General features: G+C 37.9%; 24 protein-coding genes. 6 read left to right on the top strand and 18 right to left on the bottom strand.

Annotated elements, in window-relative coordinates; translation table 11 throughout:
- Window positions 1-77: 77 nt before the first annotated feature.
- From IW16_RS04640 to IW16_RS04630, 3 genes are read left to right on the top strand one after another with little or no spacing between them, the layout of a single operon-like run.
- Window positions 78-830, top strand: coding sequence for an MlaE family ABC transporter permease (locus IW16_RS04640; RefSeq protein WP_034740137.1), 753 nt, complete (start codon window positions 78-80; stop codon window positions 828-830).
- Window positions 830-1,645, top strand: a complete 816-nt coding sequence (locus IW16_RS04635; RefSeq protein WP_034740135.1) for an ABC transporter ATP-binding protein — start codon at window positions 830-832, stop codon at window positions 1,643-1,645. Before IW16_RS04640 ends, IW16_RS04635 begins: the two co-directional genes overlap by 1 nt.
- Window positions 1,629-2,243 carry an outer membrane beta-barrel protein gene (locus tag IW16_RS04630; RefSeq protein ID WP_034740132.1) on the top strand — a complete coding sequence of 205 codons (615 nt, stop codon included), beginning with the start codon at window positions 1,629-1,631 and terminating at the stop codon, window positions 2,241-2,243. The genes IW16_RS04635 and IW16_RS04630 overlap by 17 nt, the downstream gene beginning before the upstream one ends.
- A gap of 35 nt (window positions 2,244-2,278) precedes the next feature.
- On the opposite strand, the gene IW16_RS04625 is transcribed toward IW16_RS04630, so the two are convergent.
- Both IW16_RS04625 and IW16_RS04620 read right to left on the bottom strand, forming a co-directional pair.
- Window positions 2,279-2,590 carry a hypothetical protein gene (locus IW16_RS04625; RefSeq protein WP_034740131.1) on the bottom strand — a complete coding sequence of 104 codons (312 nt, stop codon included), beginning with the start codon at window positions 2,588-2,590 and terminating at the stop codon, window positions 2,279-2,281.
- Window positions 2,591-2,685: 95 nt separating this feature from the next.
- Window positions 2,686-3,492 carry a M48 family metallopeptidase gene (locus tag IW16_RS04620; protein WP_034740129.1) on the bottom strand — a complete coding sequence of 269 codons (807 nt, stop codon included), beginning with the start codon at window positions 3,490-3,492 and terminating at the stop codon, window positions 2,686-2,688.
- Window positions 3,493-3,598: 106 nt separating this feature from the next.
- On the opposite strand from IW16_RS04620, the gene IW16_RS04615 reads away from it, so the two are divergent.
- The gene (locus IW16_RS04615; RefSeq protein ID WP_034740127.1) at window positions 3,599-4,150 is read left to right on the top strand and encodes a DUF4251 domain-containing protein; all 552 of its coding nucleotides are present in this window, start codon (window positions 3,599-3,601) and stop codon (window positions 4,148-4,150) included.
- On the opposite strand, the gene meaB is transcribed toward IW16_RS04615, so the two are convergent.
- Window positions 4,147-5,130, bottom strand: a complete 984-nt coding sequence (meaB, locus tag IW16_RS04610; RefSeq protein WP_034740124.1) for a methylmalonyl Co-A mutase-associated GTPase MeaB — start codon at window positions 5,128-5,130, stop codon at window positions 4,147-4,149. The genes IW16_RS04615 and meaB overlap by 4 nt on opposite strands.
- A 139-nt stretch (window positions 5,131-5,269) precedes the next feature.
- On the opposite strand from meaB, the gene IW16_RS04605 reads away from it, so the two are divergent.
- A complete protein-coding gene (locus IW16_RS04605) occupies window positions 5,270-5,560 on the top strand; it encodes a c-type cytochrome (RefSeq protein WP_034740122.1) in 291 nt (96 codons plus the stop codon).
- A gap of 25 nt (window positions 5,561-5,585) precedes the next feature.
- Window positions 5,586-5,873, top strand: coding sequence for a cytochrome c (locus tag IW16_RS04600; RefSeq protein WP_034740119.1), 288 nt, complete (start codon window positions 5,586-5,588; stop codon window positions 5,871-5,873).
- Window positions 5,874-5,945: 72 nt separating this feature from the next.
- On the opposite strand, the gene IW16_RS04595 is transcribed toward IW16_RS04600, so the two are convergent.
- The 15 genes from IW16_RS04595 to IW16_RS04525 form a co-directional block, all read right to left on the bottom strand.
- Window positions 5,946-6,938 (bottom strand): enolase C-terminal domain-like protein, encoded by a 993-nt coding sequence (locus IW16_RS04595; RefSeq protein WP_034740117.1) that lies wholly within the window; start codon window positions 6,936-6,938, stop codon window positions 5,946-5,948.
- Window positions 6,939-7,028: 90 nt separating this feature from the next.
- Window positions 7,029-7,535 (bottom strand): hypothetical protein, encoded by a 507-nt coding sequence (locus tag IW16_RS04590; protein ID WP_034740116.1) that lies wholly within the window; start codon window positions 7,533-7,535, stop codon window positions 7,029-7,031.
- Window positions 7,522-8,220 (bottom strand): peptide chain release factor H, encoded by a 699-nt coding sequence (prfH, locus tag IW16_RS04585; protein ID WP_034740576.1) that lies wholly within the window; start codon window positions 8,218-8,220, stop codon window positions 7,522-7,524. The genes IW16_RS04590 and prfH overlap by 14 nt, the downstream gene beginning before the upstream one ends.
- Before the next feature lies 1 nt (window position 8,221).
- The gene (locus IW16_RS04580) at window positions 8,222-8,773 is read right to left on the bottom strand and encodes a nucleotidyltransferase domain-containing protein (protein ID WP_034740114.1); all 552 of its coding nucleotides are present in this window, start codon (window positions 8,771-8,773) and stop codon (window positions 8,222-8,224) included.
- An 83-nt stretch (window positions 8,774-8,856) separates the two neighbouring features.
- Window positions 8,857-10,248 (bottom strand): RtcB family protein, encoded by a 1,392-nt coding sequence (locus IW16_RS04575; protein ID WP_034740112.1) that lies wholly within the window; start codon window positions 10,246-10,248, stop codon window positions 8,857-8,859.
- Between the two features lie 26 nt (window positions 10,249-10,274).
- Window positions 10,275-11,009 carry a hypothetical protein gene (locus tag IW16_RS04570; protein WP_034740110.1) on the bottom strand — a complete coding sequence of 245 codons (735 nt, stop codon included), beginning with the start codon at window positions 11,007-11,009 and terminating at the stop codon, window positions 10,275-10,277.
- 410 nt (window positions 11,010-11,419) lie between these two features.
- Complete coding sequence (locus tag IW16_RS04565) at window positions 11,420-12,400, bottom strand: M28 family peptidase (protein WP_084694492.1); 981 nt, start codon at window positions 12,398-12,400, stop codon at window positions 11,420-11,422.
- 74 nt (window positions 12,401-12,474) lie between these two features.
- Entirely contained in the window at window positions 12,475-14,595 is a 2,121-nt protein-coding gene (scpA, locus tag IW16_RS04560) for a methylmalonyl-CoA mutase (RefSeq protein ID WP_034740108.1), read from the bottom strand.
- Between the two features lie 138 nt (window positions 14,596-14,733).
- Complete coding sequence (locus tag IW16_RS04555; RefSeq protein WP_034740105.1) at window positions 14,734-17,781, bottom strand: reprolysin-like metallopeptidase; 3,048 nt, start codon at window positions 17,779-17,781, stop codon at window positions 14,734-14,736.
- Window positions 17,782-17,917: 136 nt separating this feature from the next.
- Window positions 17,918-19,954, bottom strand: a complete 2,037-nt coding sequence (locus IW16_RS04550; protein WP_394332444.1) for a prolyl oligopeptidase family serine peptidase — start codon at window positions 19,952-19,954, stop codon at window positions 17,918-17,920.
- Window positions 19,955-20,114: 160 nt separating this feature from the next.
- Window positions 20,115-20,789 carry a hypothetical protein gene (locus IW16_RS04545; RefSeq protein WP_034740099.1) on the bottom strand — a complete coding sequence of 225 codons (675 nt, stop codon included), beginning with the start codon at window positions 20,787-20,789 and terminating at the stop codon, window positions 20,115-20,117.
- 18 nt (window positions 20,790-20,807) lie between these two features.
- A complete protein-coding gene (locus IW16_RS04540; RefSeq protein ID WP_034740097.1) occupies window positions 20,808-21,494 on the bottom strand; it encodes a hypothetical protein in 687 nt (228 codons plus the stop codon).
- Between the two features lie 68 nt (window positions 21,495-21,562).
- Complete coding sequence (prfA, locus tag IW16_RS04535; protein ID WP_034740095.1) at window positions 21,563-22,648, bottom strand: peptide chain release factor 1; 1,086 nt, start codon at window positions 22,646-22,648, stop codon at window positions 21,563-21,565.
- A 143-nt stretch (window positions 22,649-22,791) separates the two neighbouring features.
- Window positions 22,792-24,093: an APC family permease gene (locus tag IW16_RS04530; protein ID WP_034740092.1), complete on the bottom strand. Its 1,302-nt coding sequence runs from the start codon at window positions 24,091-24,093 to the stop codon at window positions 22,792-22,794.
- 8 nt (window positions 24,094-24,101) lie between these two features.
- Window positions 24,102-26,522 (bottom strand): TonB-dependent receptor plug domain-containing protein, encoded by a 2,421-nt coding sequence (locus tag IW16_RS04525; protein ID WP_034740090.1) that lies wholly within the window; start codon window positions 26,520-26,522, stop codon window positions 24,102-24,104.
- Between the last annotated feature and the right edge of the window lie 97 nt (window positions 26,523-26,619).

The following is a 26,619-nucleotide window of genomic DNA, read 5'->3' as shown; positions in this document are numbered from 1 at the left end:
CTTCTAAGGTTTAATAATCCTCAGAGCTATGGCTGAGCCTTAACCTTAATTAAATAAAAAAAGTCTAATTTAGCAACATGTTAAAAAAGTTTTTTACAGCAGTAGGAGAATACATTATCCTTCTAGGTAAATCCTTGCAGAAACCCCAGAAAATGAGGGTTTTTTGGAAGCTGTTCATGAGAGAAATCAATGATCTCGGCGTCAATTCTTTTGGGCTTGTGATCTTCACTTCTATATTTGTGGGAGCAGTAGTTGCTATCCAGATGTTCAATAACTTTGCCTCTTCGTCCTTTCCTATCCCACCTTCATTCGTGGGATATGCTACCAAAGCCGTTTTGGTTCTGGAATTTTCCCCAACGATTATCAGTCTTATTCTGGCAGGTAAAGTAGGGTCATATATAGCATCAAGTATAGGAACAATGAGGGTTTCTGAGCAGATCGATGCACTGGATATTATGGGTGTAAATTCTCCCAATTTCCTGATATTGCCTAAAATTTTCGCCTGCGTTATTTTCAATCCTATTCTTATTGCCATCAGTATCGTCTTCGGTATAGGTGGTGGACATTTGGCAGGTATGCTGACTGGTAACTGGACTGAGAACGACTACATCGTAGGGATTCAGATGTATATGCCCAACTTGTTCGTGTATTATGCATTTGTAAAAACTACTGTATTTGCTTTTATTATTGCTACAGTTCCTTCTTATTTTGGATATAATGTACAGGGAGGGTCGCTGGAAGTAGGTAGAGCAAGTACCCAGGCGGTAGTATGGACAATGGTATTTATTATCATTTCTGAATTAATTTTAACCCAATTAATATTAAGCTGATGATTGAGGTAAAAGATCTGAAGAAGAGTTTTGGTGATGTTGAAGTACTTAAGGGAATTTCAACTTCTTTTGACAAAGGAAAAGTGAACCTGATCATCGGACAAAGTGGTTCCGGAAAAACTGTTTTCCTGAAAAGTTTACTGAATGTTTATCAGCCATCATCAGGAGAAATCCTTTTTGACGGAACGGATATCAACACGATGACGAGGGATCAGAAACAGCATCTGCGTTCAGAAATCGGAACAGTATTTCAGGGCAGTGCGCTTTTCGACTCACTCACTGTCGAAGAGAACATTATGTTTCCACTGGACATGTTTACAAACCTTACTTTCAGAGAAAAAAAGAAGAGGGTTTTTGACGTAATAGGCAGAGTACATCTTGATAAGGCAGGCAGAAAATTCCCATCAGAGATTTCGGGAGGAATGCAGAAACGTGTAGCCATTGCGAGAGCGATTGTGAACAACCCGAAGTATTTGTTCTGTGATGAACCCAACTCCGGTCTTGACCCTTATACTTCTAATATTATTGATGATCTGCTGCTTGAGATTACCCAGGAATACAATACAACAACAATCATTAATACACACGATATGAATTCTGTGATGACGATTGGGGAAAAAATTGTATATCTACGATTGGGAATCAAGGAATGGGAAGGAAACAAGGATGTCTTAATCACTGCAGGCAATAAAAATCTAATTGACTTCGTTTATTCTTCAGAACTGTTTAAAGAACTGAGAGAGTATTTACTTGAAAATAATAAAACGATTGAAAATACAATCACTAAAATAGATGATAATGAAAAAGGTACTTAGTATAGCATTAATCGGATTTTCAATGTTCGCTTCTGCACAGATATCACTGGCAGCGAAAGCTAACTTAATATTTCCGACGAGCTCTCCTTCATGGAAAAACTTTAAAGGAACAGTTAATGAGGCCATTGAAGGAACAGGAAAAAATAATGTTGGTTTCAATGCAGGACTTTCCCTGAAAGTAGGGCTTCCAGGTTCATTTTATGTAATGCCGGAATTGTACTACACCCACTTCAAAAATGAGTTCACTACAGAAAACACTACTTTTGATGTTAAAAGCAACCGTCTTGATATGCCTATTCTTTTAGGACATAAAGTTTTAGGAGATATGTTAGGTGTTTTTGTGGGGCCTGTAGCAAGCTACAATTTAAGCAAGGAAAACACCTATAATGACTTCAAGGAAAATGTTAAAAATAATTTCACAGTAGGATATCAGTTCGGTGCGCAGCTTGAAATCAAAAAACTGCTTATCAATGCACGATACGAAGGTTCATTCAGTAAGGATGAAAGAAACTTCATTAATAAGGTTTCAGGTTCTGAAATCAGATATGACAACAGACCTAACCTGTTTTTAGTAGGAGTAGGCTATAAGTTTAAATAATTGAAAACAACAACTATAGAAAAACCCTCAAATTTTTAAATTTGAGGGTTTTGATTTTGACGTTGAAGTTCTGCTTCACGTTGGGCAATTTCTGCCGCCTGCTTTTCCAGATCTTCTTTATCTTTCTGCAACTGTTTGAATTCTTTTCTTTTCTCTTCTGCCTTCAGAGCACTTCCCTTACTTACATATCCAACCATTCCTCCAATGATAAGCCCAATTCCTACTCCGGCCATCACCCCCATCATATGGGATATCGTAATTCCTCCTACTGTAAAGTCAGTCGTCAGATAAAAAAGCAATGCTGAAACAGCCAGCAATATAAGTCCTGTAATTGATAAACTTTTCATAAATATTGTGTTTAGTGGTTTTTAGATTAAAAGGAGCCTTATCTCGATGGGTTAAAACTCAATAAGACTCTATACAAGATTAAAATTTTAAATCATTATATTTTCCCTCCTGCAGCTTTGTAATATTCCAGGGCTTTTGGAAGGTTTTTATTGATATCCGAAATTCTGGATTCAGGGTTCGGGTGGGTAGATAAAAACTCAGGCTGTCTTGCTCCTGAAGACGCTCCTTCCATCCTATTCCAGAAAGGAATAGCTTCTCTCGGGTCATATCCTGCCATCGACATCAGATAAAGTCCCATTTGGTCTGCTTCGGATTCCTGGTTTCTTCCATATTTCAGTAAAGCAACCTGAGATCCGATAGGATACACTTTTTCAAAAATACCGGCCCATTGTGAGTTCGAAATTGTTCCTCCCAAAATAGAACCTCCATACTGTGCAACCATTGCCTGAGAAATCCTTTCATTTCCGTGACCTGCCAAAGCATGTGAAACCTCATGCCCCATAACTACTGCAAGACCATTATCATTTTTTGTTACAGGAAGAATACCGGTATACACTGCAACTTTCCCGCCAGGCATACACCAGGCATTTAATTCATTGCTTTGGATAAGGTTAAATTCCCAGCTATAATTGGCAAGATCGGCAGATCTTCCGATACTCTGGTAATATCTTTCAGCGGCGCTTTTTATTCTACTCCCTACACTCACTATTTTTTTAGCATCTGCAGTTCCGGAGATAATTTTAGATTTAGACAATGTTGTTCTATATTCCTGGGAAGACATTGTCAGTATTTCCGAGTTATTGGCAATCTGCAAAGACGACCTCCCCGTAATCGGATTGGTAGTACAAGCTACAGCTGACAGGGCAACTGCTCCTATTCCTAATAGATGTGTAAATTTCATAGTTCGAGTGTTAATAATTCAACATTTACAATTTTTATTCCAAAACAGATAACAACCCATATATTTGCATACATTTTGCTATTTAAATTTAACAATAATTACGGTTATGAAAAAGTATATTTCACTTATATTTATTTTTGGTTTCTTTTTTCTCTTTGAGAGCTGCTCTTCACAAGCTTATTTAGATTCCAAAACAGTAGATACACTGGTAGGTTCCGAGGAATTTACTTTTAATGCTCAAAGGGCCAATCCTATGAACTATGAAGTGATCAATGCGATCGGTTCTATTCAGAATGCACCTACAACCAGAATACTTCAGCTGCAAGGTGGAGGCTATTCTATAGAGCTTAAAAAAAATAATATGGATGTAGCCCTTCCCTATTTTGGCAGAATGTACAATGCTTCATATAATTCATCTGAAACCGGCTACCGCTTTGTATCCAAAGATTTCACCGTCAACAAATCTCAAAATAAAAAAGGCAACTGGACTTTAAAAATCAAGCCCAATGATGTAAGAAATGTTGATCAGATTAATATAGAGGTGTTTAAAAACGGTAAAGCATTTGTTTCTATACAAAGCAACGACAGACAGCCGATCACTTATGACGGTTATGTTTCGGAAAATCAGAAAATAGAAAAAGAGAAGGAAAAACTTTAGTCTTTAGATAAAAATTTTTCAACAAATATTTTTGCTTCAGTGCTGGGATTAGAAACCATTTCTGAAGCATTTTTTTTGTGCTTTATGTAAGCCTCTTCTACGGAACTGCTTCTTTTCATCATGGCCAGAATATATTCCTGAACCCAATATTCAAACCGTTTTTCTGCCTGCTGGGTACGAACTTCGTTAAAACGGCCTGTTTTCTTTTTCATATCTGTGAATTCGAAGATCTTGGCGTAGACCTCATCCAGACCTTCATTATAAAGAGCAGAACCTAATAATACCGGAATTTTCCAACCTTTTTCTTTTGGAGGAATAAAGTCCAGGGCCCTTTTTAACTCCAGTCTTGTATTTTTTGCTTTCTGCAGATTGTCCTGCTCAACTTTATTGATGAAAATAAGATCTACCATTTCCATAATCCCACGCTTAATCCCCTGCAGTTCATCTCCTCCTCCAATGATTTTAAGAAATAGAAACACATCCGTTATATCAGCCACCAAAACCTCAGACTGCCCAACGCCTACGGTTTCAATAAGAATATAATCATAACCCGCTGCTTCACAAATCATCATGGTTTCAAAAGTAGTATTGGCGACACCTCCAAGAAATCCGGAACTTGGAGAAGGGCGTATAAAGGCATTTTCTTCTTTAGCGAGCTCCTCCATTCGGGTTTTATCACCCAAAATACTTCCTTTATTAATAGAAGAACTGGGATCAATGGCCAAAACCGCTACTTTTTTGCCGTTTGCAATGACCAGCCTACCGAAATTTTCGATAAATGTAGACTTTCCTGCGCCCGGAACTCCCGTTATTCCTACCCTGATAGAATTGCCTGTAAAGGGCATTATCCTTTTCAGAAGCTCCTCTGCCTGAATTCTGTGCTCAGCTTTTTTACTTTCAACTAATGTAATAGCTTTTGCTGTCAGACGTTTGTCGCCTGACCTTATTCCTTCCATTAGTTCGTCTGTCGAAAATTTCATTGATTCAAAAATATAAAAATAACCTGCAAACTCCCATATAATGAGGCGTTAATTTTATTTCTTCTAAATTAAAACTAGAGTTCACCATATCAATGGGAGATGGAAATTCCTACATTTGTTACAATTCAAAATTTAAAATATGAAAAAGATATCTGCTGCTGCATTACTTGCCGGGATTTTATTGGCATCCTGTACTCCAAAGGCTTCAACTGTTGCTCCCATAGGACCTGCTGTTTCTACTGCAGAACAACTTGCACAGGGGAAAACAATCTTTGAAAATTCTTGTGGAAGATGTCATAAATTACCTGATCCTACGGCGCATACTTCAGTACAGTGGGTAGGAATCATGAATTCGATGGCTCCAAAAGCAAAACTGACAGATGAGCAGCATCAGTGGGTTTACGATTATATTGTTTCTGTGAAAAAATAATTACCCAATCAAAAAAAACAGGGATATGAAAAAAGTAATTTTAAGTATAGCTGCAGGCGCTGCATGTATGGTTTCATGCGGTCCTAAAAGTGTCGCTGTAACCGGACCAAAATACACTGCCTCTGAACAGCTTGTTCAGGGTAAAACTATTTTTGAAAATTCATGCTCCAAATGTCACAAACTTCCGGATCCAGCTAAACACGACGATCAGGGATGGATCAAAACACTAAGCAGAATGGCTCCGAAAGCAAAATTAAGTGACGAGCAGCACCAAATGGTTTATGATTACCTGATCTCTGTAAATAAGAAGTAATTTTCTGTATCGGAGAGTTTGAGAAGTTAGAGTTAGAGTGTATCAGCCTCATAACTCATATTTTTTTGTGGTTTATTTTAAAACTATTCCGAGGCCTGGTTTTCCGGATAGGATTATTTTTCCATTTTCCACGAAATTTCCCGAGGCATAATCATTGGAGATCAGATGGGCTCCATCCAGATCTGCAAAATCACTAAGACCTGCCAGTACGCAGCCGGCCGATATACCAATGCTGGATTCTGTCATGCAGCCGATCATCACTTTATAACCTAATTCTTTCGCTTTTCTAATCATTTCGAGTGCAGGCGTGAGTCCTCCACATTTCATTAATTTGATATTGACACTTTTATAATAGGGCAAAAGTTTTTCAAGAGAATTAAGGTTCTGACAGTCTTCATCAGCCATCCAGTTGGTAAAACTTTCTTTGCTTAATATTTTGTAATTCCCAATAGGTCTTGGCTGTTCCAGATAAGAAAACCTGCTTATCATTTCATTTTCCTGAAGCCACAGACAATCCTGGTCTGTAAAACTAGCATTGGAATCCAGCGCAATATGCCTGTTTAACCTCAACAGTTGTCCAATATGATCTTGGTTCAGTCCTTTGCATTTCACTTTAAATCTATTCCAGCTGCTTTTCTTTATTTTACTGATCTGATCTTCAATAGCTGCTATAGAAATGGTGACAGAGCTTTCAACTAAGCTCTCAGCAGGAATATCATTTAATTCTGTAAAGCTGATGTTTTCAAGTTTTCCAAAGAGATCCCAATAGGCACAATCTAAAGCAGACATCAAAAACGGATGCAAATGAAGTTCTGAAAGAATAGCGAAAAATTCTGTTGGATGGATAATGCTCTGTTTTTGAAGTAACGGCTGTATTTCTTTTAGTTTACGTATAAAGCTCTTCAAATTAATCTGATAATAATCAATAGCAACACATTCACCATAACCTTTAAAGTTTAGATAAGATAATTCTACCAGCAAGGCTTCCCTTTTGTCATAATTTCCATACGCAATGGAGAAAGTTTCCTTTAACTGAAGTGTTTTAAGTTCGAAATAGAGTTCCATCTATTAAAGCTACAAAAAAGGACCTTAAAAAAGATCCTCTTACTTAATTCAACGAATATTTAAGTCTCTACTGTTTGGGAAGAAACTAATTTACTTTTTCTTTTTTTTCGTTCTTCTTTTTTTCATTTTGTTTTTAACAAATTTGATCCTACCCGTTACAATATCGGTCATAGCCTGATCGTAACAGTATTTCTTAGCCTCTCTTAAAGGTTCCAAAGCTTTTGTATATTCAAAACGAATCTCAAATAACAACGATTTTTGTATTAATATCCTGGCTTTATCTATCCCTTTTATTTTTAATGCGTAACTGATCAGCTTCTCTGCTTCTTCCAGATCTTCATGAGCCAAAAGACATTTGATATAATGCTCTGGTGTATTGAGATTACCCACATTGCACTGCATCGCCTCTCCGAAATACATTTTAGCTTTATCATGATCGGCCAGCATTTCACTATATATCCTTCCCATAAGGCAAAGACTGTCTGCATCTTCAGGATCATAGGATAACGCGTAATTTAAAGCTTCAAGGCAATCAGGAAGACTGTATGGATAATTGTCCAGGGCTTCAAAATAATATTTGTTTTTAGTTAAGGTCATTTCTTTCGTTTTTTAATTCTTTTTTCAGGATGTTTCTCTGTTTTTTAAATGATTTATCCTGATGATTCTTTTTAAAATCTGTCCCGGAAAATGTACGGACCGGATTTCCTCTTTGCACCTGCAAGTGGTTGTTCCAGGTTTCCTCCATTCTTTTTTGAAGCTGAATGATATTCTGTTCCATCACTTTTTCCTTTAATCTTGTGACAGACAATTTTTTGTTCTCCAATTGTGAACGAGTATCCTGCACGAAAACACTTTGTCCCGTTGGTAAATGGGTTGCGCGAACGGCTGTATTCACTTTATTCACGTTTTGTCCGCCGCTTCCCTGGCTTCTTGTGGTCTGAAACTGAATATCTTTTTCATTAAAATTGATCTTCTCCAGTCCTTCCAGTTCAAAAACTCCGATAAACCAGTTGCTCCTTTTATGTAGTTTCCTGAATGTACTTTTTCCCGTCCAGCAGATACTTCCTAACCAACTTTTTAAAAATTCATTTAAACCTTTTGCTCTTAAGAGAATGGTTACGGATTTGAGGGTCAGGTTTTCATCCCCATTTTCACGGTGGATGATTTCATAATCTATTTTATTATCTTTTGCCTCTTCAAGGAAGACTTTCAGTAGTTTAGCGGTAACCCACTGGCACTCTAAAGGTCCTCTTCCAGAAGTTATTTGTATGAGTTTTTCCATTTTAATCTCCTTTAGGGATTTCATTTAATTTTGGATGACCAACAGGGTCAATTCCTTTTTCCAACAAATCTTTGGCAGCCATTACAGCCCAGCATTTATCACTGGAATGGATATTTCGGTAAAAAGTCAGCAAAACATCCGGCTTAACAACAGTAAAACCATCTATCTCAATCGTATCAAGATCATTTTTTTCAAAGAAATCGATGGTGATTCTATGAGATTTACCGTTTTCAAGTTCTACCGTTTTCTCATATCTCCTGAAATTTTCTTCACTCTGGAGATGATCATACCGGGTCCATACTTTCTGAAAACCTTCCTGTTGCAGGATCATGACTGTTTCTGCTGCATTTTCTTTTTTTACAAAAACATCAATATCCTTATGATCGTGGGCATGTTTGTACTCCGTATGCGATTTTTCCGACATAAAATGCCATGCCCAGCCACCGGATATGATGACTTTAGCCTTTAATTTATTTAAAATTTCAAGTCCGTGGCGGATTCTAAATTCCGGCCAGACTTCTCCGTATCTTTTTATATTATGAGGTGCTCCCATTTTTTTATTTTTTGTCGTTTAGTTACCGGTTTCCGGTTACCCGTTGAAAAATAACAACTGATAACCAGAAGCCTGCAACTTAGTTATTTATCCATTCTCACAATTCTGGGCTGAAATGTTCCCAGTATATCTACCAGTTCACTCTGCGCATTCATTACTTCATGGATATCTTTGTATGCCATTGGTGCTTCTTCAGTATTCCCACCAATCAGGGTAACTTTCTTGAGCTTCAGTTCTTTTTTGATATCATTCTGCGTAAAAAGGCTTCGGCATTCACCTCTCGAATGAGCTCTTCCTGCACCATGCGATGCTGAATTTAAAGCATCAGGATTTCCTTTTCCACGGACGATAAAACCTTTTGCTGTCATAGATCCCGGAATCATTCCCAATTCATTTTCGTTGGCAGGTGTTGCCCCTTTTCTGTGGACGATGACCTCTTTTCCGTTGTGAATTTCTTTCCATGCGAAATTGTGGTGATTCTCTATCCTCGCCTTTACTCTTCCTCCTACAGCTTTCACAAGCCTTCTGTGGATATCATCATGACAGGCGGAAGCATAATCTCCGGCAAGGTTCATCGCAGTCCAGTATTCCAGTCCGAGATGGGTGTTGAGATCCAGCCAGGCAAACTGCTGCGCTTCCTTTGGCAATGGACACTGGTCTGCCGCAACTCTTGAATAATACTGTGCAATTTCTGCTCCCAGACCTCTGGAACCGCTATGTGAAAGAATTCCGAGATATTTGCCTTTCGGTAATCCAATCTGTTCTTCTTCTTCCGTGATTTCGACTTCTCCAAATTCCACAAAATGATTTCCGCCACCTGATGATCCCATCTGCTTAATGGCTTTTCCTTTTAATCTTCTCAAAATCGGGATCATCCCGAATGTATCTCTTTCAAAGATTTCGTGGTCTACATGAGATTTATGCGTTTCATACATCCCGAATTTGGTGTGTTCAGCAAGAGCTTTTTCATATTTATCTCTTGCTCCGTCAAGATATGAAACGGGTATATCCAAAATACTGAGGCTCATTCTGCAGCCAATATCCATTCCTACTCCGTAGGGGATCACCGCATTTTCTACAGCCAAAACACCTCCTATAGGAAGTCCATAACCGCTGTGAGCATCGGGCATTAACGCTCCCTGAGTTGATATTGGCAGTTTTAAAGCCGTATACAGCTGGTTTTTTGCCTCTTCAGAGATATTATTTCCAAAGATCTGAAAAGAAGCCCGTTGGCTATTGAGCATTCTTTTTTCTGTTTTTCTGGATGAAAGCAGGGATTCTGCGATCTGTCCGAAAGTCAGGTCTTTTTCAAAGTTCTCAGGATTGAGGAGAATGTCTTTTAAAATAGATTTTACATGATGAATATTCTTGGTTGCAAAATTCCTTTTCATGACCTCTAAAGCCACATTGACGCTTTGATTATTTGGATAACCCAGTTTTAATATATCTTTTCCTTTTAGTTTTAAATTTCCCATTGTTTTTGTTTTAAATAATATTGGACTTATAAGTCCTCAAAATATTCTGCAATCTCTGTTGCAGACATGATGCAGTTTGCATATTTCCTGCTTTTGATAAGATCAGTTTCATATTCCCTTTTCCAGGCATTTGATTTACCATAGATTTTTTTTCGGATGATTCCCGCAATTTTATGCTGTTCCACATATGCCTTCAGTGAAGCATATTCTCTCTCGAGATTCAGGTCAACTGGTTTATAGTGCGTAATCATATGGGGTCTTATCCGTAGAGTAAATCTCCAGGGTTCAATGAATTCGTAGTACGTTTCAGCTCTTTTTCTGAACGGATTGTATTCTTCTTTTCTAAGAAAATACTGCCTCTCTCTGGGGGCAAGCCCAAACTTTGGATCTATCCATGAGTAAAAGGAAATGCTATTAAGTTTCTGTGCTTTTTCTACGTATATTCTTCTTCCAAACTTTCTACGCTTTTTCAAAAATAGCCGGCTTTCGGAATACATGTACGTGTTGATCTTCTTCAGAATTCCTTCATAGAAATCTGCATCTTTGGATCTCTTCACATCATCACTCAGCACGAAGAATCTTACAAAACCTCTTTGATAGGGTTTTTCCAATGGAATCCACGGAATATTCCTCCTGAGGTTCCAAAGCTCATTACTACGTTTATACTTTTTTCTTATCTGTTTTTCTACATCTTTTTTACCTGTTCTTTTTCTGCTTCTTACGCTTCTCAGCCGATAAAACAGAAGGTTATTATTTTCCATAAAAGAGAATTCAGAAGTGAGATGCCAGAAGCTAGATTCTGACAAACCACAACAATTCTTTACTTAACTAAATATTAAGTTGATCGATTTTACGATAGTGAACATCATGAAACAGACCTGTTAAAAGATCTTTTCATTTTGTTCTTAATGACACTATAAAAATTTCGGGGAAACTGGAGTTTACATATTGCGCAATAAAAAACCCGAGATCTTTACGACTTCGGGTTTTGATATTTCGTTGTACTATTATTCTAAGAGTATACCAAACCACGAAGCCTTACCACCATAAGGGGTACTCCAGCTGAAGAATTTTGATTCGTTTTGAACATTGCTTCGTTGTTTTTTAAAGGGTTAAACTTGATTTTCAGATGCAAATATAGTATTTTTTATGAATCTGAAAACATTTTTTTTTATTTCATGTGGATCAGGCTGAGAAAAATACCATCTATTACCTTGGTCATTCTGACAAGATCCAGCGTTTCCAGTGTATCTGTATTCTCGTGGTAATTTTTATTCCTAAAGAATGACGTATCTGTGATCATCAGGGCAGAATAGCCGAATTTCCAGTAATTAAGATGATCAGAAAAATCGGTTCCTTTTACAAATTTTGGAGCTGTAAAGATTTCTGTTTTTATCTGGTTGGCTTCTTTAAATTGAGTACTGAAATTATTTACAAAATTTCCTGCTCCGAACTTTTTAACAAGGGTAATAAAGTCTCCCTTATCTCCATAGACCCACGACAAAATGCCTAAAGGATAGGTTTGTGAGTTTTTTTCATCCTTGAAATACCCTATCATTTCTACACTAGCCATTCCATAAACGTCGATGTTATGGTCTTTTAAATACTGGGCATGAATATGACTTCCCATATTTTCAGTCCTGAAATAGGGAGGTTCTTCTAATGTATAAGCTACAAGATCAATTCTGTAATTCAATTTTTGGTTTTTGAGCATTCTGGCAAGTTCCAAAAGGGCTGTCACTCCGGTAGCATTGTCATCGGCACCCTGCTGATCTCCGCAAACATCATAATGGGCTCCAATAATGATTCTTTTTTTATTTTCAGTTCCGAAGGAAGTGATTACATTTTTATAGATTTTAGCCTCAACATTATATTCCTGAAAGATCGTACTATCCCCATATTTGCTGAAGTTTTGTTTAATGTAGTCTGCAACTTCATTCAATTGGTCAATATTTTTATGGTTTCGGAATTCAGGCGTTTCGGTAAGGGCCTTCAGGTGGCTTTTAACCAAACTAATATCAGCCGGCAAAGGGGATTTTTGAACCGGTTTATTCTTACAGTCTGCCGTAAAACAAAATAGGGCTATAAAAATTAAGCCTGCGACAATAATGATTTTATTGGCAGCAGGCTTTGTTGTATTTTTAAAATTCATCTTACGGTACTTTATGGTTGGAGAACTGAAATTAGTACTTTTCAACCAATCCGCACAGAGAGAGCAGTTTTATTTTAGTTTTCTAAGAATTTCTGTAAGATTTCCACCGCACATTTCGGTAAATTCGTTCCCGGACCGAAAATAAAATCGGCTCCGTTTGCATACAGGAATTCATAATCCTGCTGCGGAATAACACCTCCTACTACAATCGTTACATCATCAGCTCCTAATTTCTTCAGTTCTTCCACAACCTGCGGAACCAGTGTTTTATGGCCTGCTGCTAGAGAAGACACCCCAAGAATGTGGATATCGTTTTCTACAGCCTGTTTGGCTACTTCCTCCGGAGTCTGAAACAATGGTGCTACATCAACGTCAAATCCCATATCGGCAAATGCTGTAGCGACTACTTTGGCCCCTCTGTCGTGTCCGTCCTGTCCCATTTTGGCAACCATAATTCTCGGACGTCGTCCTTCTGCCTCTTCAAATTTTTGAGTCAGATGAAGCGCTTTTTCAAAATATTCGTTTTTCCCTGCATTCATAGCATATACTCCAGAGATGGTTCTAATATTGGCTTTATATCTTCCGAAAGTTTCCTCCATAGCATCGCTCATTTCACCAAGGGTTACCCTTCTTCTTGCGGCTTCTATACATAAAGCCAAAAGATTTCCTTTTCCTGTTTTGGCACTCTCGCGGATTTCGTCCAGGATTTGTGTAACGGCTTCAGAATTTCTTTCTGATTTTATTCTTTCGAGTCTTTCGATCTGTTTTCTTCGAACTTCAGTGTTGTCGATATCCAGGATTTCAATTCCGTCCTGTTTTAAGGTGGTTCTGAATGAATTTACTCCGATGATGAATTCTTCGCCACTGTCGATTTTAGCCTGCTTTTTTGCAGCAGCTTCTTCAATCCTCATTTTTGGAATTCCGGCTTCAATGGCTTTGGTCATTCCACCTTCCTGCTCTACCTCATCGATGTACTTCATCGCTTCTTCGATCATCTGCTGGGTAAGGCTTTCTACAAGATTACTTCCGCCCATGGCATCTACAACATCACAGATTCCACTTTCCTGCTGAAGAATAATCTGGGTGTTTCTCGCGATCTTCGCTGAGTAATCTGTAGGAAGAGCAATGGCTTCATCAAGTGCATTCGTATGCAATGACTGGGTTCCGCCTAAAGCCGAAGAAAGGGCTTCAATAGCTGTTCTTGTAATATTATTAAATGGTTCCTGTTCTGTAAGCGACCATCCGGAAGTTTGGGAGTGGGTTCTTAATGCTAAAGATTTCGCGTTCTGCGGATTGAACTGTTCCAAAAGCGTGGCCCAGATATATCTGGCGGCACGCATTTTTGCAATTTCCATGAAGTGGTTCATACCGATCGCCCAGAAAAATGAAAGCCTTGGTGCAAAATCATCCACATTCATTCCAGCTTTAATTCCTGTTCTTACATATTCAAGACCATCTGCAAGGGTGTAGGCCATTTCCAATACCGGAGTTGCCCCCGCTTCCTGCATGTGGTATCCTGAGATGGAAATAGAGTTGAATTTTGGAATGTTCTGTGCAGTATATTCAAAGATATCCGCAATGATCTTCATAGAAGGAGCCGGTGGATAGATATAGGTGTTTCTTACCATGAATTCTTTCAGAATATCATTCTGAATTGTCCCTGAAAGCAGTTCCTGTTTTACGCCCTGTTCTTCAGCGGCTACGATATAAAAAGACAAAATTGGAAGTACAGCTCCATTCATCGTCATGGATACAGAGATCTGGTCTAATGGAATCTCATTGAACAGTATTTTCATGTCTTCCACAGAATCAATAGCTACACCAGCTTTACCTACATCCCCTACGACTCTAGAGTGATCAGAATCGTATCCTCTGTGTGTCGCAAGGTCGAAAGCTACGGATAGCCCCTTCTGTCCTGCTGCCAGATTTCTTCTGTAAAATGCGTTTGATTCTTCCGCTGTAGAGAAACCAGCATACTGTCTGACAGTCCATGGCTTCTGTACATACATGGTAGAATATGGTCCTCTGAGGAAGGGTGCAATTCCTGGAGAAGTCTGTGTTAAAGATTCATTTTTAACATCTTTTTGAGTGTAAGATGATTTTAACTCTAATCCGTCTTTTTCAAAATTATAGATCTCTCTTTCCAGAGGGTCTACGCTAAAATCCGGTTTTTTCACAGAAATTGTCTTTCGCATTCCAATAATTTTTGTCTCCGTAAAGTTAATTTTTTTGAACGAAACATGAAACTTATGTTAACATCCAGTTTTTCTGAATTTTAGGATATAAAAAAGACCGGACAAATGCCCGGTCTTAATTATCAATATACTGTCTTCTTATTTTTTAATAAGTTTAGTATTGTACGTGTTTTTGTCATCTTTAAGAGTGATCACATACATTCCTTTGATCAATGATGCAACGTTAATTCTGTTGTTACCATCTGTCTGACCTTGTTGAACTAATCTACCGTCTGCACTGAAAATGCTGTAATCAGCTTTTCCTTTCAGGTTTTTAACTTCCACGAAAGTATCTGCAGGGTTTGGATAGATAGAAATTTCAGATGTTTTTGGTCCGTTTACATCGTTTACTGCCAATCCACTTGAAATTTTCACAGAGAAATCTCTGAATCCTCCAGTAGAAATAACACCTCCTCCACTTACTGGAACTGAGGAAACTCCACATGGCCCGGTAGCAGGGTTAAAGAATGTACTTGCTACTCTCATTCTCACTAACTTATCACCAGCATATGCACTGGCAGGTACTGTGAACGTTATATTTCCATCATGGAAACTAAGTTGATTTGCATTACTGAAAACTGGAATTGCTCCATTTGATCCTACTTTTTCATTGGCTTCAAAAACTCCGTTTCTGTTGTAATCGATCCAAATTTCCAAATAGTCATTGTATGTTCCCAAGTCATGACCCAAGTTTCTGAATTGTGCCGTATACTGAGTTCCTTTTGTTAAATTAACTACTTGAGTAGGGTCTTCACTAAAATCAAGATAAGTTTTTGCAGCATTACCTAAACCACCTGAGAAATAGGCAAGATTTGACAAGTTAAGCTGAATAAGCCCACTGTAATAAGACGCATTAAGGTTATTTCCTCCTGTCGTCATCAAACAGTAATCTACACCCGTTCTAAGACCTTTTGTTTTGAAAGCATAAGTAGAAGAGAAAGCTCCCGGTACAGTATTTACAACAGCTGCTACCTGTGCTTCATAATTAGACTCATCTTCAAGACCGCTTAATACAACAGAGCTTGTAGGACTTGTGGCATTTAACCAGTTTGTAGCACCAACTTTTCTATAATTGATAGAATAAGTAGCACCCGGTACGCTGTTCCAAGACAGTCTGGCCGTAGTTTTCAAAATTTCAGAACCTTGTGCAAAAACACCTGTTGGTGCTGCTGTTGTAGAAGTAGGAGCTGCTCCCACAGTTACTTTTGGAGATACTGCGTAGAATACATTTCCAATTGCAGAAATCTTAAGTTTAACTGCTCCAGTTAAGCTGGCTGGCATTTGTGCAGTATAGCTTCCTGTATTTGGAGTAGAAGCTACCAATTCTGTCCACGTTGCTCCGTTGACAAGATCTGTAGTATACTCAATTTTTACATTGGCTGCATTATATGGTGCTGCATTGGTGCTGGCAACGTCCCAAAATATAGTATTTGAAGAGTTATTGTACAATACTGAAGAATCAGTAAGACCATTAAATTTGAAAGGCCCTTCACTTCCTACAGTCACTGTTGTTTCCAAAGATGAAAGCATCGGTCTTTGTGCATTTTCATCTCTTGCTGTTACTGCATAATGCAATATTCTAGGAATATAAGATACAGTTTCCCATGTTGCTTTATTAGTAAGCTTACCATCCATTACCAATGGAAGGCTAGGAAAATATCTTCTACCGCTTGCTGTTCCAAAGAAAGATCTTGCAATAGATCCTTCAGCATTATATCCCCAACCGCTGTCTCCAGAAATAGAGGTAAGGCCACTTACACTGTCATACTGTTCCCAAGTATACTTAATTGCATCACCCTGTGCATCAGTAGCTGATGCATCCAGATAATAAGCCGTTCCCTTAGGAATTGTGTAAGGTGTAAGAGCTGCAATTACCGGTGCGTTATTATTTATTATATTTTCTGAAGTCCCACAGGTTGTTTTAGCATCAAGATTATTAAGAATCTGATTAATAGATGAATAATGGAAATAAGCATCAGAATTATTCTGGACATTATCCTGAGTAATTCCCGCATAGCCCATAATAGTAGTACCTCCTCCTGGTTCAATGTTAACTCCAGAATCTTCAGTAGCATGAGAAAACGTATGGTTTCCTCCTAGTTGGTGCCCCATTTCATGAGCAACATAATCTATATCAAAAGCATCACCACTTGGAATAGCATTTCCTGGCGATGTAAAACCAGATCCTTTAGCTTTGGAAGTTGCAGTCGTAGGATCTTCACAGATACAGCCTATACATCCTGCATTTCCTCCTCCCCCTGAAGCTCCGAATAAATGTCCGATATCGTAGTTTGCATTAGTTACTACAGAAGTTAGAGTCTGCTGAAGCTGTACGTTCCAGTTATTCATTTGTGTCGCCGGTGAATAGGGATCAGTAGCCGCATTTGTATAAATAATAGCAGGGTAATCCTGAACCAATAGTTTAATTCCAAAATCTTTTGTAAAAACTCCGTTCACACGGTTCATAGTAGTATTGATCTGCGCCATCGCACCAGGAACACCACCAAAATAAGTAGTATACTCTCCTGTAACAGATAGAGCTAATCTGTATGTTCTGTATTTTGTACTAGGTGGTCTATTGGTAATCCCTGTGTTGGAAAGAGTTTTTTTTCCGTTATTCTCTAATGCTTTTATGTCAAAAGTCTTCTCATCAGTAGAACAATCAAAACCATGGTCTCCTGTAGTTCTTTTAGTTTTGTAAAAAACTCCATAAGTCTGCTTATCAGCACTGATAGGCTCTATGAATTGAAATACCCCGTTTTTAATGATCATAGACTGCATTTCTGTAGGAGATGTAGTAAATGTCAAGTATTTGGAAGGATCGTCTACTCCTACCCCAATATACGAACCAAGCTGATACCTATCTGCTATGGATTTCTCCATTACAGGATCACTGTATACCGCAAATTTTTCAATTTTCCCTTCAGCTGTTGGAAGAGAAACAACAACAGCTGTCGCCCCTTTTCCTGTTTCTACAGCATCCTTTAAAAGATTTCTAAGTGATGCAAGATCCACTTTGTAAGAGTGCTGAACTTCAACTTCTTTTCTGATTTCAGAAGTTTTTTGTGAGGCGGGCACCCACCTCTGTGCATTTAAGCTGGCCAAACTACCTGCCAATGCACAAACTAGTAAAATTCTTTTTTTCATAACTGAAATTAATGAATAGAATTAATAATTTTTAAATATCCAAAGCAAAAATAAGAATTTAATACATAGTACAATTAAAAAAAGTGACTAATTTTAATAAAATCAGTCACTTTGGTTCTTTTTTTGTTATTATTATCTATTTACTAATTCCCATTTCATATAAAGCAAACGAAATAAGATCGGCATTTTCACTGATCACCTGATCAGTTGCTCTTCCTGCACCATGGCCTGCATTTTTTTCAATTCTCAACAAAATAGGATTTTTACATCCCTGTTTTTCCTGAAGTTCAGCACCGAATTTGAAAGAATGTGCCGGAACAACCCTGTCATCATGATCACTGGTAATGATCATCGTAGAAGGATAACATGTTCCTTTCTTTACATTATGTACCGGAGAATAAGATTTAAGATATTCAAACATTTCTTTATTATCCTCTGCCGTTCCATAGTCGTAAGACCACCCGGCTCCAGCTGTGAACTTGTTGTATCTCAGCATATCCAGAACCCCAACTCCTGGGAACGCTACTTTTGCAAGATCAGGACGCATGGTCATAGTTGCCCCTACAAGAAGCCCCCCATTTGATCTTCCTGATAATGCCATATATTCTTTCGAAGTATACCCTTTATTCTGAAGATATTCTCCAGCAGCAATAAAGTCTTCAAAAACATTCTTCTTCTGCATTTTTGTTCCGGCATCATGCCATTTTTTTCCGTATTCTCCACCACCTCTGATATTTGGCACCGCATAGATTCCTCCATTTTCCATCCAGATTGCATTCACCACGGAAAATGATGGCTGAAGGCTGATATTGAATCCTCCGTAAGAATAAAGAATTGTAGGGTTTTTACCGTTAAGCTTGGTTCCTTTTTTATAATTGATCATCATGGGAACTTTTGTTCCGTCTTTTGAGGTATAGAATACCTGCTCAGAAACATAATCCTCGGGATTGAATTTTACTTTTGGTTTTTGATAAACTTCTGACTTCCCTGAATCTGCATTAAATTTATAGGTAGTTCCTGGAGTAATATAGTTGCTGAACGAGAAATAAAGATCCTTCTCTTCTTCTTTACCACCAAAACCTCCTATATTTCCTTTTCCGGGAAGTGCAATTTCTCTTACCAGTTTTCCGGTTTTGTCAAACTGTTTTACCTGATCAATGGCGTCTATCATGTATGTTGCAAAGAAATATCCTCCACCTGATGAAATACCTAAAACATTTTCCGTCTGTGGAATAACATCTTTCCATGTTTCCGGAGAAGGGTTTTTGATGCTCGTTTTTACCAAACGCATATTCGGAGCATCTTTATCTGTGAAGATAAACAGATCATCACCCTGGGTATCTACGATATTGGCATTAACATCAAATCCTTTTGTGATCTGTATAAAGTCTCCTCCTTTCTTTAGATCTTTGATGTACAGTTCATTTCCGTTTGTTGCATTGGCTGCAGAAATAATCAAATATTTCTGATCTTCAGAAACCCCTGCACTAAGATATCTTCTCGGTGTTTTATCACCTCCGAAGATCAGTTGATCTGCAGATTGTTTGGTTCCTAATTTATGGAAATACACTTTATGCTTGTCGGTCATTCCGGAAAGAACTGTTCCTTCTTTAGGCTTATCATAGCTTGAATAGTAGAAACCTTCATCGCCCTGCCATGAAATTCCGCTGAATTTTACATCCAGTATTGTTTCGTCAATTTGCTTTTTGGTAATTGCGTCAATGATAATGATCTTGTTCCAGTCACTTCCGCCTTCAGAAATAGAATAAGCTGCAAGGTTTCCTTTTTTATTGAAAGACAAATTGGATAGCGAAGTCGTTCCTTTATCTGAAAATTTATTCGGATCTAAAAATATTTCCGTTGCTTTGGTCTTGTTGTTGGTTCTATATAGAATAGATTGTGCCTGAAGACCGTCATTTTTATAATAATAGGTATAATCTCCTTCTTTAAAAGGAGCTGAAATTTTTTCATAATTCCAGATATCTTTCAGCTGATCTTTAATTTTATTTCTGAAAGGAATCTTTGAAAGATAATTCTGGCTGTAGGTTACTTCATCGTCTACCCATTTTTTTGTAGCGTCAGAATCATTTTCCAAATCTCTGAAAGGGTCAGAAACAGCACTTCCGAAATAAGTATCTGTCTGACTGCCTTTTAATGCTTTTGGATAATTCATTTTTTGAGAATAAAAAGTTGCTGAAAACAGAACTCCAGCGGTTAATAAGATAGGTTTAAAATTCATAATGAAGGGTTTTCTCAAAAATACGTAAAGTATACGAAATAAAAAAAGCCCTGATACCAGAGCTTTTCATTAAAAAAATATTTTCTACGGATCGTTATTTAGACCCAAAACTTTCAAAATAAAAATCCGTTAAACCTGAAACAATTTCATCAGGACTACCATTCCAGTAGTAAATTTTACCACCTTCATTTAATTGATATAAGCTAAACTTTTGCTCGGTTACTACAGTTTTGTCTGCGTTTTTAAAGTCCTGTACACTCTGAACCAGATATTTTCTCAGTTCTTCAGGCTTTACTTTTTTAATATCACCTGAAGGGACATCAGAAAATTTTACAGGAACTTTAAAGCTTACAGAATAGCTTACTTCAGCAATTTTCTGATCTTCTATATATTCATTCTGAACAACTTTCACCTCTTTAACAGTAAGTTTTCCCTTTGTGAAATTCTCCATCATCGCCCTGAAGTAATCTTCAGCTTCTTTTCTGCAGGCATCAGCCGTAGATTTAGGAAAAGCAGATAAAAAATTATCCGTACTTTCCTTCATCATATCCTGTGAAACAATTTTAAAATCTACCTGATAAGCATTTTCTCCTTCTACGGTAGGTCTTAAATAATCATTCAGCTTATTCAGAACAGCTGTATCATTATTGACGAAAGTCCCAAAGTACATTTCAAAGACTTCTGAAGGCTTTTTCACTTCTGTCTGAGCCATCAGGTTTTGACTTAATACCGCCAGCATCAGCAGTACAATAATCTTAAAATTTTTCATGTCGATGTTTTTAATTGTCTACTGATTTAAATTCTTGAAATAGTTTTCACTAAGTTTCCATACCAGCTCCTGAGGACTTCCGTTCCAATAATACACATTTCCTTCTTTCTTAATCTGGTACAGCTTAAAAATTTGTTTTACTGTAACTTTACCTGTTGATTTTGCGAAAGATTGCGCTTCCTTTTTCAAATACTGCTTCAAATCTTCTGCAGTCATTTTCTGTATATCTTCAGCTTTTAAATTTCCCGTTTTAGCAGGAACAGGAAAACTAAGATCCACATTAAGTTCTGTCACAAAGCTTTTATCAGCATATTCAATTTTAACGTCCTTAATACTTTTTATTTTGTATTCGGTATTCTTTAAATTGCTTAAAAGCGCATCAAAAAATTCTTCAGCCTCTGTTTTACAGGCAGCTGCTTTTTCTTTTGGAAGATTGGCAAGGAAAATACCCGTAAGATTCTGAACCTCATCACTGAAAGAGTTGTTCACGTCTATGCTATTCGTATTTTCGGCTCCAAGAAACGGTATCAGATAAGCATTAAGTTTCTGCTGGGCATGCTCATCCTGTTTTACAAAAGTATCAAAATACATCCCAAATACCTGTTCCGGTTTTAAAGGCTTCGTTTGAGCAAAAATGTTCTGAATACAGAACAGCATTATTAGAAATAAAATTCTCATAGATCCTTTCATTGTTTTAGTTTCCATTAAATTATGCTGAATTTTAAAGCAAAAAAAAGGCTCCTGAAATTCAAGAGCCTGATTGATATTTATTTTTAATAGTTTTCTTCTTCTCCCTTCATTTTCTCTGCATTTTCCGCCATGATTACGGCATCTATCATTTCAGAGATATCTCCGTTCATATAAGCATCCAGATTATACATAGATTTATTGATTCTGTGGTCCGTCACCCTTCCCTGAGGATAATTGTACGTTTTAATCTTAGCAGAACGGTCCCCTGTGGAAACCATCGATTTACGCTGTGCAGCAATATCTCCCTGAACTTTTTGCAATTCGATATCGTATAGCTTAGTTCTTAACATTTCCATAGCCAACTCACGGTTAGCCAACTGAGAACGAGCCTGTTGACATACAACTACCATTCCTGAAGGTTTGTGTGTCAGCTGAACTTTCGTTTCAACCTTGTTTACGTTCTGACCTCCTGCTCCACCTGAACGTGAAGTCTGCATCTCTATATCCGCAGGATTCAGTTCAAAATCCACTTCTTCAGCTTCCGGCAGTACAGCAATCGTAATTGCAGAGGTATGAACTCTTCCCTGAGATTCTGTTTCAGGGACACGCTGTACACGGTGAACACCTGATTCGAATTTCATGATTCCATAGACACCTTCCCCTTCCACTTTCATGATCAGTTCTTTGTATCCTTTTGCTGCTTCATTAGAATCTGTCACTTCATGTTTCCATCCTTTTGTTTTGAAGTACATAGAATATATTCTATATACATCTTCCACAAAAATAGCAGCTTCATCACCGCCTGTTCCGGCACGAAGTTCTACAATAATGTTTTTGTCGTCGGCAGGATCTTTAGGAATCAATAAAACCTTAAGCTCTTCTTCCAATCCCGGAAGTTTAGCCTGAGCTTCTACTTTTTCCTCCTTAGCCATATCTACCAAATCTCTGTCTGAACCGTCAGCAATGATTTCTTCAGATTCGGCGATATTATCTAAAGCGGTTTTATATTGATCGTATACTCTTACAATCTTTCCCAAATCACTGTATTCTTTATTCAAAGAAGAATATTTTTTTTGATCCGAAATGATATCAGGCTGTATAATAAGGTCTGCAACCTCATTATATCTTTGTTTAATAGCTTCTAGTTTTGGAATTAATGATTTAGACATTCTGCAATTTTTGAGAGTGCAAAGATAAGAATTTATTAATTCAAATTAAAATTCCTTTGTTATATCAGATTCACATAATTTTTTGAATCCTTAAACTTTATAAGATTTAAGATCCCCACGAATGTTCGATATTATGATTTTAATTATTCTGAAGGTTTTTTAAAATATTTCCGGTCAATTACATATAAAACCAATCCAAAGGCTACAATCCCCAATCCTATGATACTCTCCTTTGGATTATGAATGAGTGTAAAATAAAGAATATAGATACTGAAAAGCAGAAAAACTGCCGGAAAAATATAAAACAGATTCGATTTAAATATTTTCCGCTGCTCTTTTTTCAGAAAGAAAACAGTAGAAATAGAAAGGCTTGCAAAAAGTTGAAGGATAAAGGCTGTATATACAAATATTTCTTTAAAGCTTCCTGTCAGAATGATCACCGATGCAATTATGGCATGTATAAATATTGCCCTTACCGGAATTCCTTTTTTGTTATTGACGGCAAGTGATCTCCACAAATGATTTTCCTTAGCAAAGGCCTGTGTCAGCCTTGAACCCACCCAAAGATAACCACTGATGGTAGCAATCAGCTGCAAAGCAATAAAAATATTAACTATTTTTCCAAAACCGCTGCCCAGCATATTACCGGCTGCCTCTCCCATTACATCTTCTTTCCCAGCCATTTGGCTTATCGGTGCGTGTTTCAGCATGATAAAATTAACCAGCAGATAACTTACTGTTACAAAAACAGTCCCTACAATCAAAGCTCTTGGCAGGTTCTTCTGAACATCTTTTATTTCTCCGGCAATGTAGGATGCAGAATTCCATCCTGTATATGAATAGGTAACAAAAACCAGGGATGTGGCAAAAGCGGGAAGTATAATTTCATCCTGCCAGCTATTTCCAAATTCCAGGCTGTTTCCCGCCGAAGACCCTGGAAGCATTACCCCAATAACTACCAAAACAATGATGAAGGCAATCTTTATAAAAGTGAAAAAATTATGAAACCTGCTTGATGCTTTCAGGCTGAATGATAACGTTGCCGCAACCAGAAAAATGAATCCGATCGCAAAACCATTTCCAAAAGTATAATTAAATACTGAAAGATATTTTGACATGGCAAGCGCTGCTAAAGCTACCGGTGCAGAGAATCCGATGATCAGGGAAATCCAGCTGACGAGATAACCAAAGACGGGATGATACGTTTCTTTGAGATAAATATAATCTCCACCGTTTCCCTTGAAATAAGATCCCAGTTCAGCATAGCAGAAAGCCCCGAACAACGCGAGGATCCCCCCGATGATCCACAGCAGAAAAATACTATACGTATTGGTAATATCAGAAAGCTGAAACCCTAAAGTCGTGAATATTCCCGTTCCTATCATATTAGAAACAACAATAGCAGCAGCGGTCTTCCAGCCGATCTGGTGTGTAGCAGTACTCATTTAGCAGTTTAAAAATTAAAGTTAAGTCTTCCGAAGAAGTAATTACCCAGCGTTCCCATCTGAACCGGTGCATATTTAAATACTCCATAATATGAATTCGCATAGATCTGAAGATCCGGAAAAACATCAAATACATTATTGGCACCTAATGTAAGGTTGATATTTTTTGTTATATCATATCCTACACTCACATCTGTTACCACCTTAGGAGAGAAGTTCTGAACTTTTCCAAAAGGATAACCGTCTCTTGTGACTTGACCAAAATACGTATTTCTTACCATGAAATTGAGTTTCCCTATGGCATAATTGATTCCTAAAGACGCTTTTGTCTTGGGAGAAAGGGTTTCGATGATATTGATCTGGTCCGGCCCGAAGAAATCTTTTTGCGACGGCACCAGCTTTTCAGGGAAATGAAAGTCTTTGATCTTCGTTTCTGTATAGTTTCCTGCCAGATTAACATTTAAACTTCCGCCACCAAGCTTTACATCATATGAAACCACTACATCTACACCCTTTGTTTCGGTATCAATGGCATTGGCGAAAAATCTTCCACTTTCTACATTGTACTGAGCCAGTCTTGGATCGGTGATGTTACTGGTAATCACAATTCTGTCTTTTACTCTGATCCAATAACCATCTATTGTAATCAATAATCTGTTGGCAGGCTTCAATGTAAAACCGGCACTCGCATTGACTGATGTTTCCTGTTTTAACTGATCAAATCCTAGCGCTCTGGCTGCATCACTGTCATTTCTGAAGATGCCCTTGGTCACAATTCCCGACCCTGAGGTAGAAATATCAGCATAGGAATTGTTAAAATATTGCTGTTGAAGAGATGGAGCTCTAAAGCCGGTTCCTACAGCTGCTCGTATAGCATAGTTTTTCACAAATTCATACCTCACCGCCAGTTTTCCGTTCAGAGTATTTCCAAAATCTGAATAGTTTTCAAATCTACCTGCCAGATCAATATTTAATTTTTTAGCGAGATCATAAGAAACATCTGCATATACTGCCGCTGAATGTCTTGATTTTTTCAATGCATTATCGGGAGAAAAACCAATAAACGACTGTGATCCTCCATTCCCGACTACAGTAGAACCGGGAACTGCTGGGTTTCCATTGATATCATAGCGAGTGTAAGAGGCCTCATCACCCGGCTTGATCTCATACTGTTCAAAACGGAATTCTCCACCAAATGCTATATTAAACTGATTGATGTTTTTAGAAACATCCAAGTTGACCGTATTCTGAAGAAAACTGTGTGCACCAGCATAAAACCCTGTCGGAGACTTCGCCCCTAATGAAGCATTATTGGTATTATCTACGTGGTAATTGAAAGTATTGCTTCCGAATGTATTACTTACATCAAATAACCAGTTATTTACATTATACCTAGCTCCGGCAGCATAGGAGAAATCATATACCTGGGAGCCCAGAGATGCCTGAAAGCCATTTGGATAAATAGAAGAAACTACATTATCTTTTTCACCCGGCAGTCTTCTGAAACCAAAACCTTTTCCTTCCTTTATACTGAATCCTCCGAAAGAATACAGTTTAAAGTTTTCACTCAAAGGATATTCGGAATTAAAAAACAGTTGTGCCTGCCTGATCTGTGCATCACCAATCTGAAAATTAAAATCATCGCGGGTCAGCCCTCTTTCTTTTAATATTGTATTGTCTGCTATGATCGCTGCTTCAGGATTATCGGCAAATTCGTAGGCAAAATTACTTCCGAAAATATACAGGTCATGATTTTGAGTTCTGGTTGTCTTTCCTCTGTGGCTTAATTGCAGCGAAAGATTGACATAACCGTCTTTCTTTCCCAAAGACGACCCATAATTAATTCCGGCCTGATAAGTTTCTCCATCATTTCTCCCACTCATCCCATAGGAAGCCGATGCTGATGCTCCGATATCTTTTTTAAGAATAATATTGACGACTCCTGCAATGGCATCAGAACCGTACTGTGCCGCTGCTCCGTCTCTTAGCACTTCTATTCTGTCAATAGCAATCACCGGAATGGTACTGAGATCGGTTCCCACAGATCCATTTCCAACCGTATTCTGGTAGTTGACCAGGGAGGTAGTATGCCTTCTTTTTCCATTGACCAGAACCAGAACCTGATCGGGTCCCATTCCTCTTAAAGTAACCGGATCGATATGTTCCGTTCCGTCGGACGCAGACTGTCTTACAGAATTAAATGATGGAATCACATAGTTCAGCAAGTCCTGAACCGTCATTTGCGGAGCAGATCTCTGAAGCTTCTCTATATTGATGATGTCTACGGGAACCGGTGTTTCAAGTTTTGTTCTTTTGGCATTCCTGTTTCCTACAATCACAACATCCTCTATCTGAGTTCCTTTTTCCTGCTCCTGTGCGTTAACCAAAACAGCTCCCAGAAATATGACAGCCAGGCTGATTTTTTTCATTTTTTGTTCTTCTAAATTAATAATAAATACTTCCCCGGACTTGATCCGCAGGTATAAAAGACTTCAAGAAATGGAATTGCTGTCAGAATATTGACTT

This window comes from Chryseobacterium vrystaatense (assembly GCF_000737765.1).
GTDB classification, from domain to species: domain Bacteria; phylum Bacteroidota; class Bacteroidia; order Flavobacteriales; family Weeksellaceae; genus Chryseobacterium; species Chryseobacterium vrystaatense.
The sequence above is the reverse complement of the archived record's forward strand: the minus strand, read 5'-3'. Positions and strand labels throughout refer to the sequence as shown.

What these genes read in the sequence shown, in the direction of transcription:
- IW16_RS04635 (WP_034740135.1), top strand. Translation starts at nt 830, where the DNA reads ATGATTGAGGTAAAAGATCTGAAGAAGAGTTTTGGTGATGTTGAAGTA.
- IW16_RS04605 (WP_034740122.1), top strand. Translation starts at nt 5,270, where the DNA reads ATGAAAAAGATATCTGCTGCTGCATTACTTGCCGGGATTTTATTGGCA.
- IW16_RS04530 (WP_034740092.1), bottom strand. Translation starts at nt 24,093, where the DNA reads ATGAGTACTGCTACACACCAGATCGGCTGGAAGACCGCTGCTGCTATT.
- IW16_RS04630 (WP_034740132.1), top strand. Translation starts at nt 1,629, where the DNA reads ATGAAAAAGGTACTTAGTATAGCATTAATCGGATTTTCAATGTTCGCT.
- IW16_RS04620 (WP_034740129.1), bottom strand. Translation starts at nt 3,492, where the DNA reads ATGAAATTTACACATCTATTAGGAATAGGAGCAGTTGCCCTGTCAGCT.
- IW16_RS04600 (WP_034740119.1), top strand. Translation starts at nt 5,586, where the DNA reads ATGAAAAAAGTAATTTTAAGTATAGCTGCAGGCGCTGCATGTATGGTT.
- IW16_RS04640 (WP_034740137.1), top strand. Translation starts at nt 78, where the DNA reads ATGTTAAAAAAGTTTTTTACAGCAGTAGGAGAATACATTATCCTTCTA.
- meaB (WP_034740124.1), bottom strand. Translation starts at nt 5,130, where the DNA reads ATGAAATTTTCGACAGACGAACTAATGGAAGGAATAAGGTCAGGCGAC.
- IW16_RS04595 (WP_034740117.1), bottom strand. Translation starts at nt 6,938, where the DNA reads ATGGAACTCTATTTCGAACTTAAAACACTTCAGTTAAAGGAAACTTTC.
- prfA (WP_034740095.1), bottom strand. Translation starts at nt 22,648, where the DNA reads ATGTCTAAATCATTAATTCCAAAACTAGAAGCTATTAAACAAAGATAT.
- IW16_RS04575 (WP_034740112.1), bottom strand. Translation starts at nt 10,248, where the DNA reads ATGGGAAATTTAAAACTAAAAGGAAAAGATATATTAAAACTGGGTTAT.
- prfH (WP_034740576.1), bottom strand. Translation starts at nt 8,220, where the DNA reads ATGGAAAAACTCATACAAATAACTTCTGGAAGAGGACCTTTAGAGTGC.
- IW16_RS04550 (WP_394332444.1), bottom strand. Translation starts at nt 19,954, where the DNA reads ATGAATTATCCAAAAGCATTAAAAGGCAGTCAGACAGATACTTATTTC.
- IW16_RS04590 (WP_034740116.1), bottom strand. Translation starts at nt 7,535, where the DNA reads ATGACCTTAACTAAAAACAAATATTATTTTGAAGCCCTGGACAATTAT.
- IW16_RS04540 (WP_034740097.1), bottom strand. Translation starts at nt 21,494, where the DNA reads ATGGAAACTAAAACAATGAAAGGATCTATGAGAATTTTATTTCTAATA.
- IW16_RS04525 (WP_034740090.1), bottom strand. Translation starts at nt 26,522, where the DNA reads ATGAAAAAAATCAGCCTGGCTGTCATATTTCTGGGAGCTGTTTTGGTT.
- IW16_RS04555 (WP_034740105.1), bottom strand. Translation starts at nt 17,781, where the DNA reads ATGAAAAAAAGAATTTTACTAGTTTGTGCATTGGCAGGTAGTTTGGCC.
- IW16_RS04570 (WP_034740110.1), bottom strand. Translation starts at nt 11,009, where the DNA reads ATGGAAAATAATAACCTTCTGTTTTATCGGCTGAGAAGCGTAAGAAGC.
- IW16_RS04625 (WP_034740131.1), bottom strand. Translation starts at nt 2,590, where the DNA reads ATGAAAAGTTTATCAATTACAGGACTTATATTGCTGGCTGTTTCAGCA.
- IW16_RS04545 (WP_034740099.1), bottom strand. Translation starts at nt 20,789, where the DNA reads ATGAAAAATTTTAAGATTATTGTACTGCTGATGCTGGCGGTATTAAGT.
- scpA (WP_034740108.1), bottom strand. Translation starts at nt 14,595, where the DNA reads ATGCGAAAGACAATTTCTGTGAAAAAACCGGATTTTAGCGTAGACCCT.
- IW16_RS04565 (WP_084694492.1), bottom strand. Translation starts at nt 12,400, where the DNA reads ATGAATTTTAAAAATACAACAAAGCCTGCTGCCAATAAAATCATTATT.
- IW16_RS04580 (WP_034740114.1), bottom strand. Translation starts at nt 8,773, where the DNA reads ATGGGAGCACCTCATAATATAAAAAGATACGGAGAAGTCTGGCCGGAA.
- IW16_RS04615 (WP_034740127.1), top strand. Translation starts at nt 3,599, where the DNA reads ATGAAAAAGTATATTTCACTTATATTTATTTTTGGTTTCTTTTTTCTC.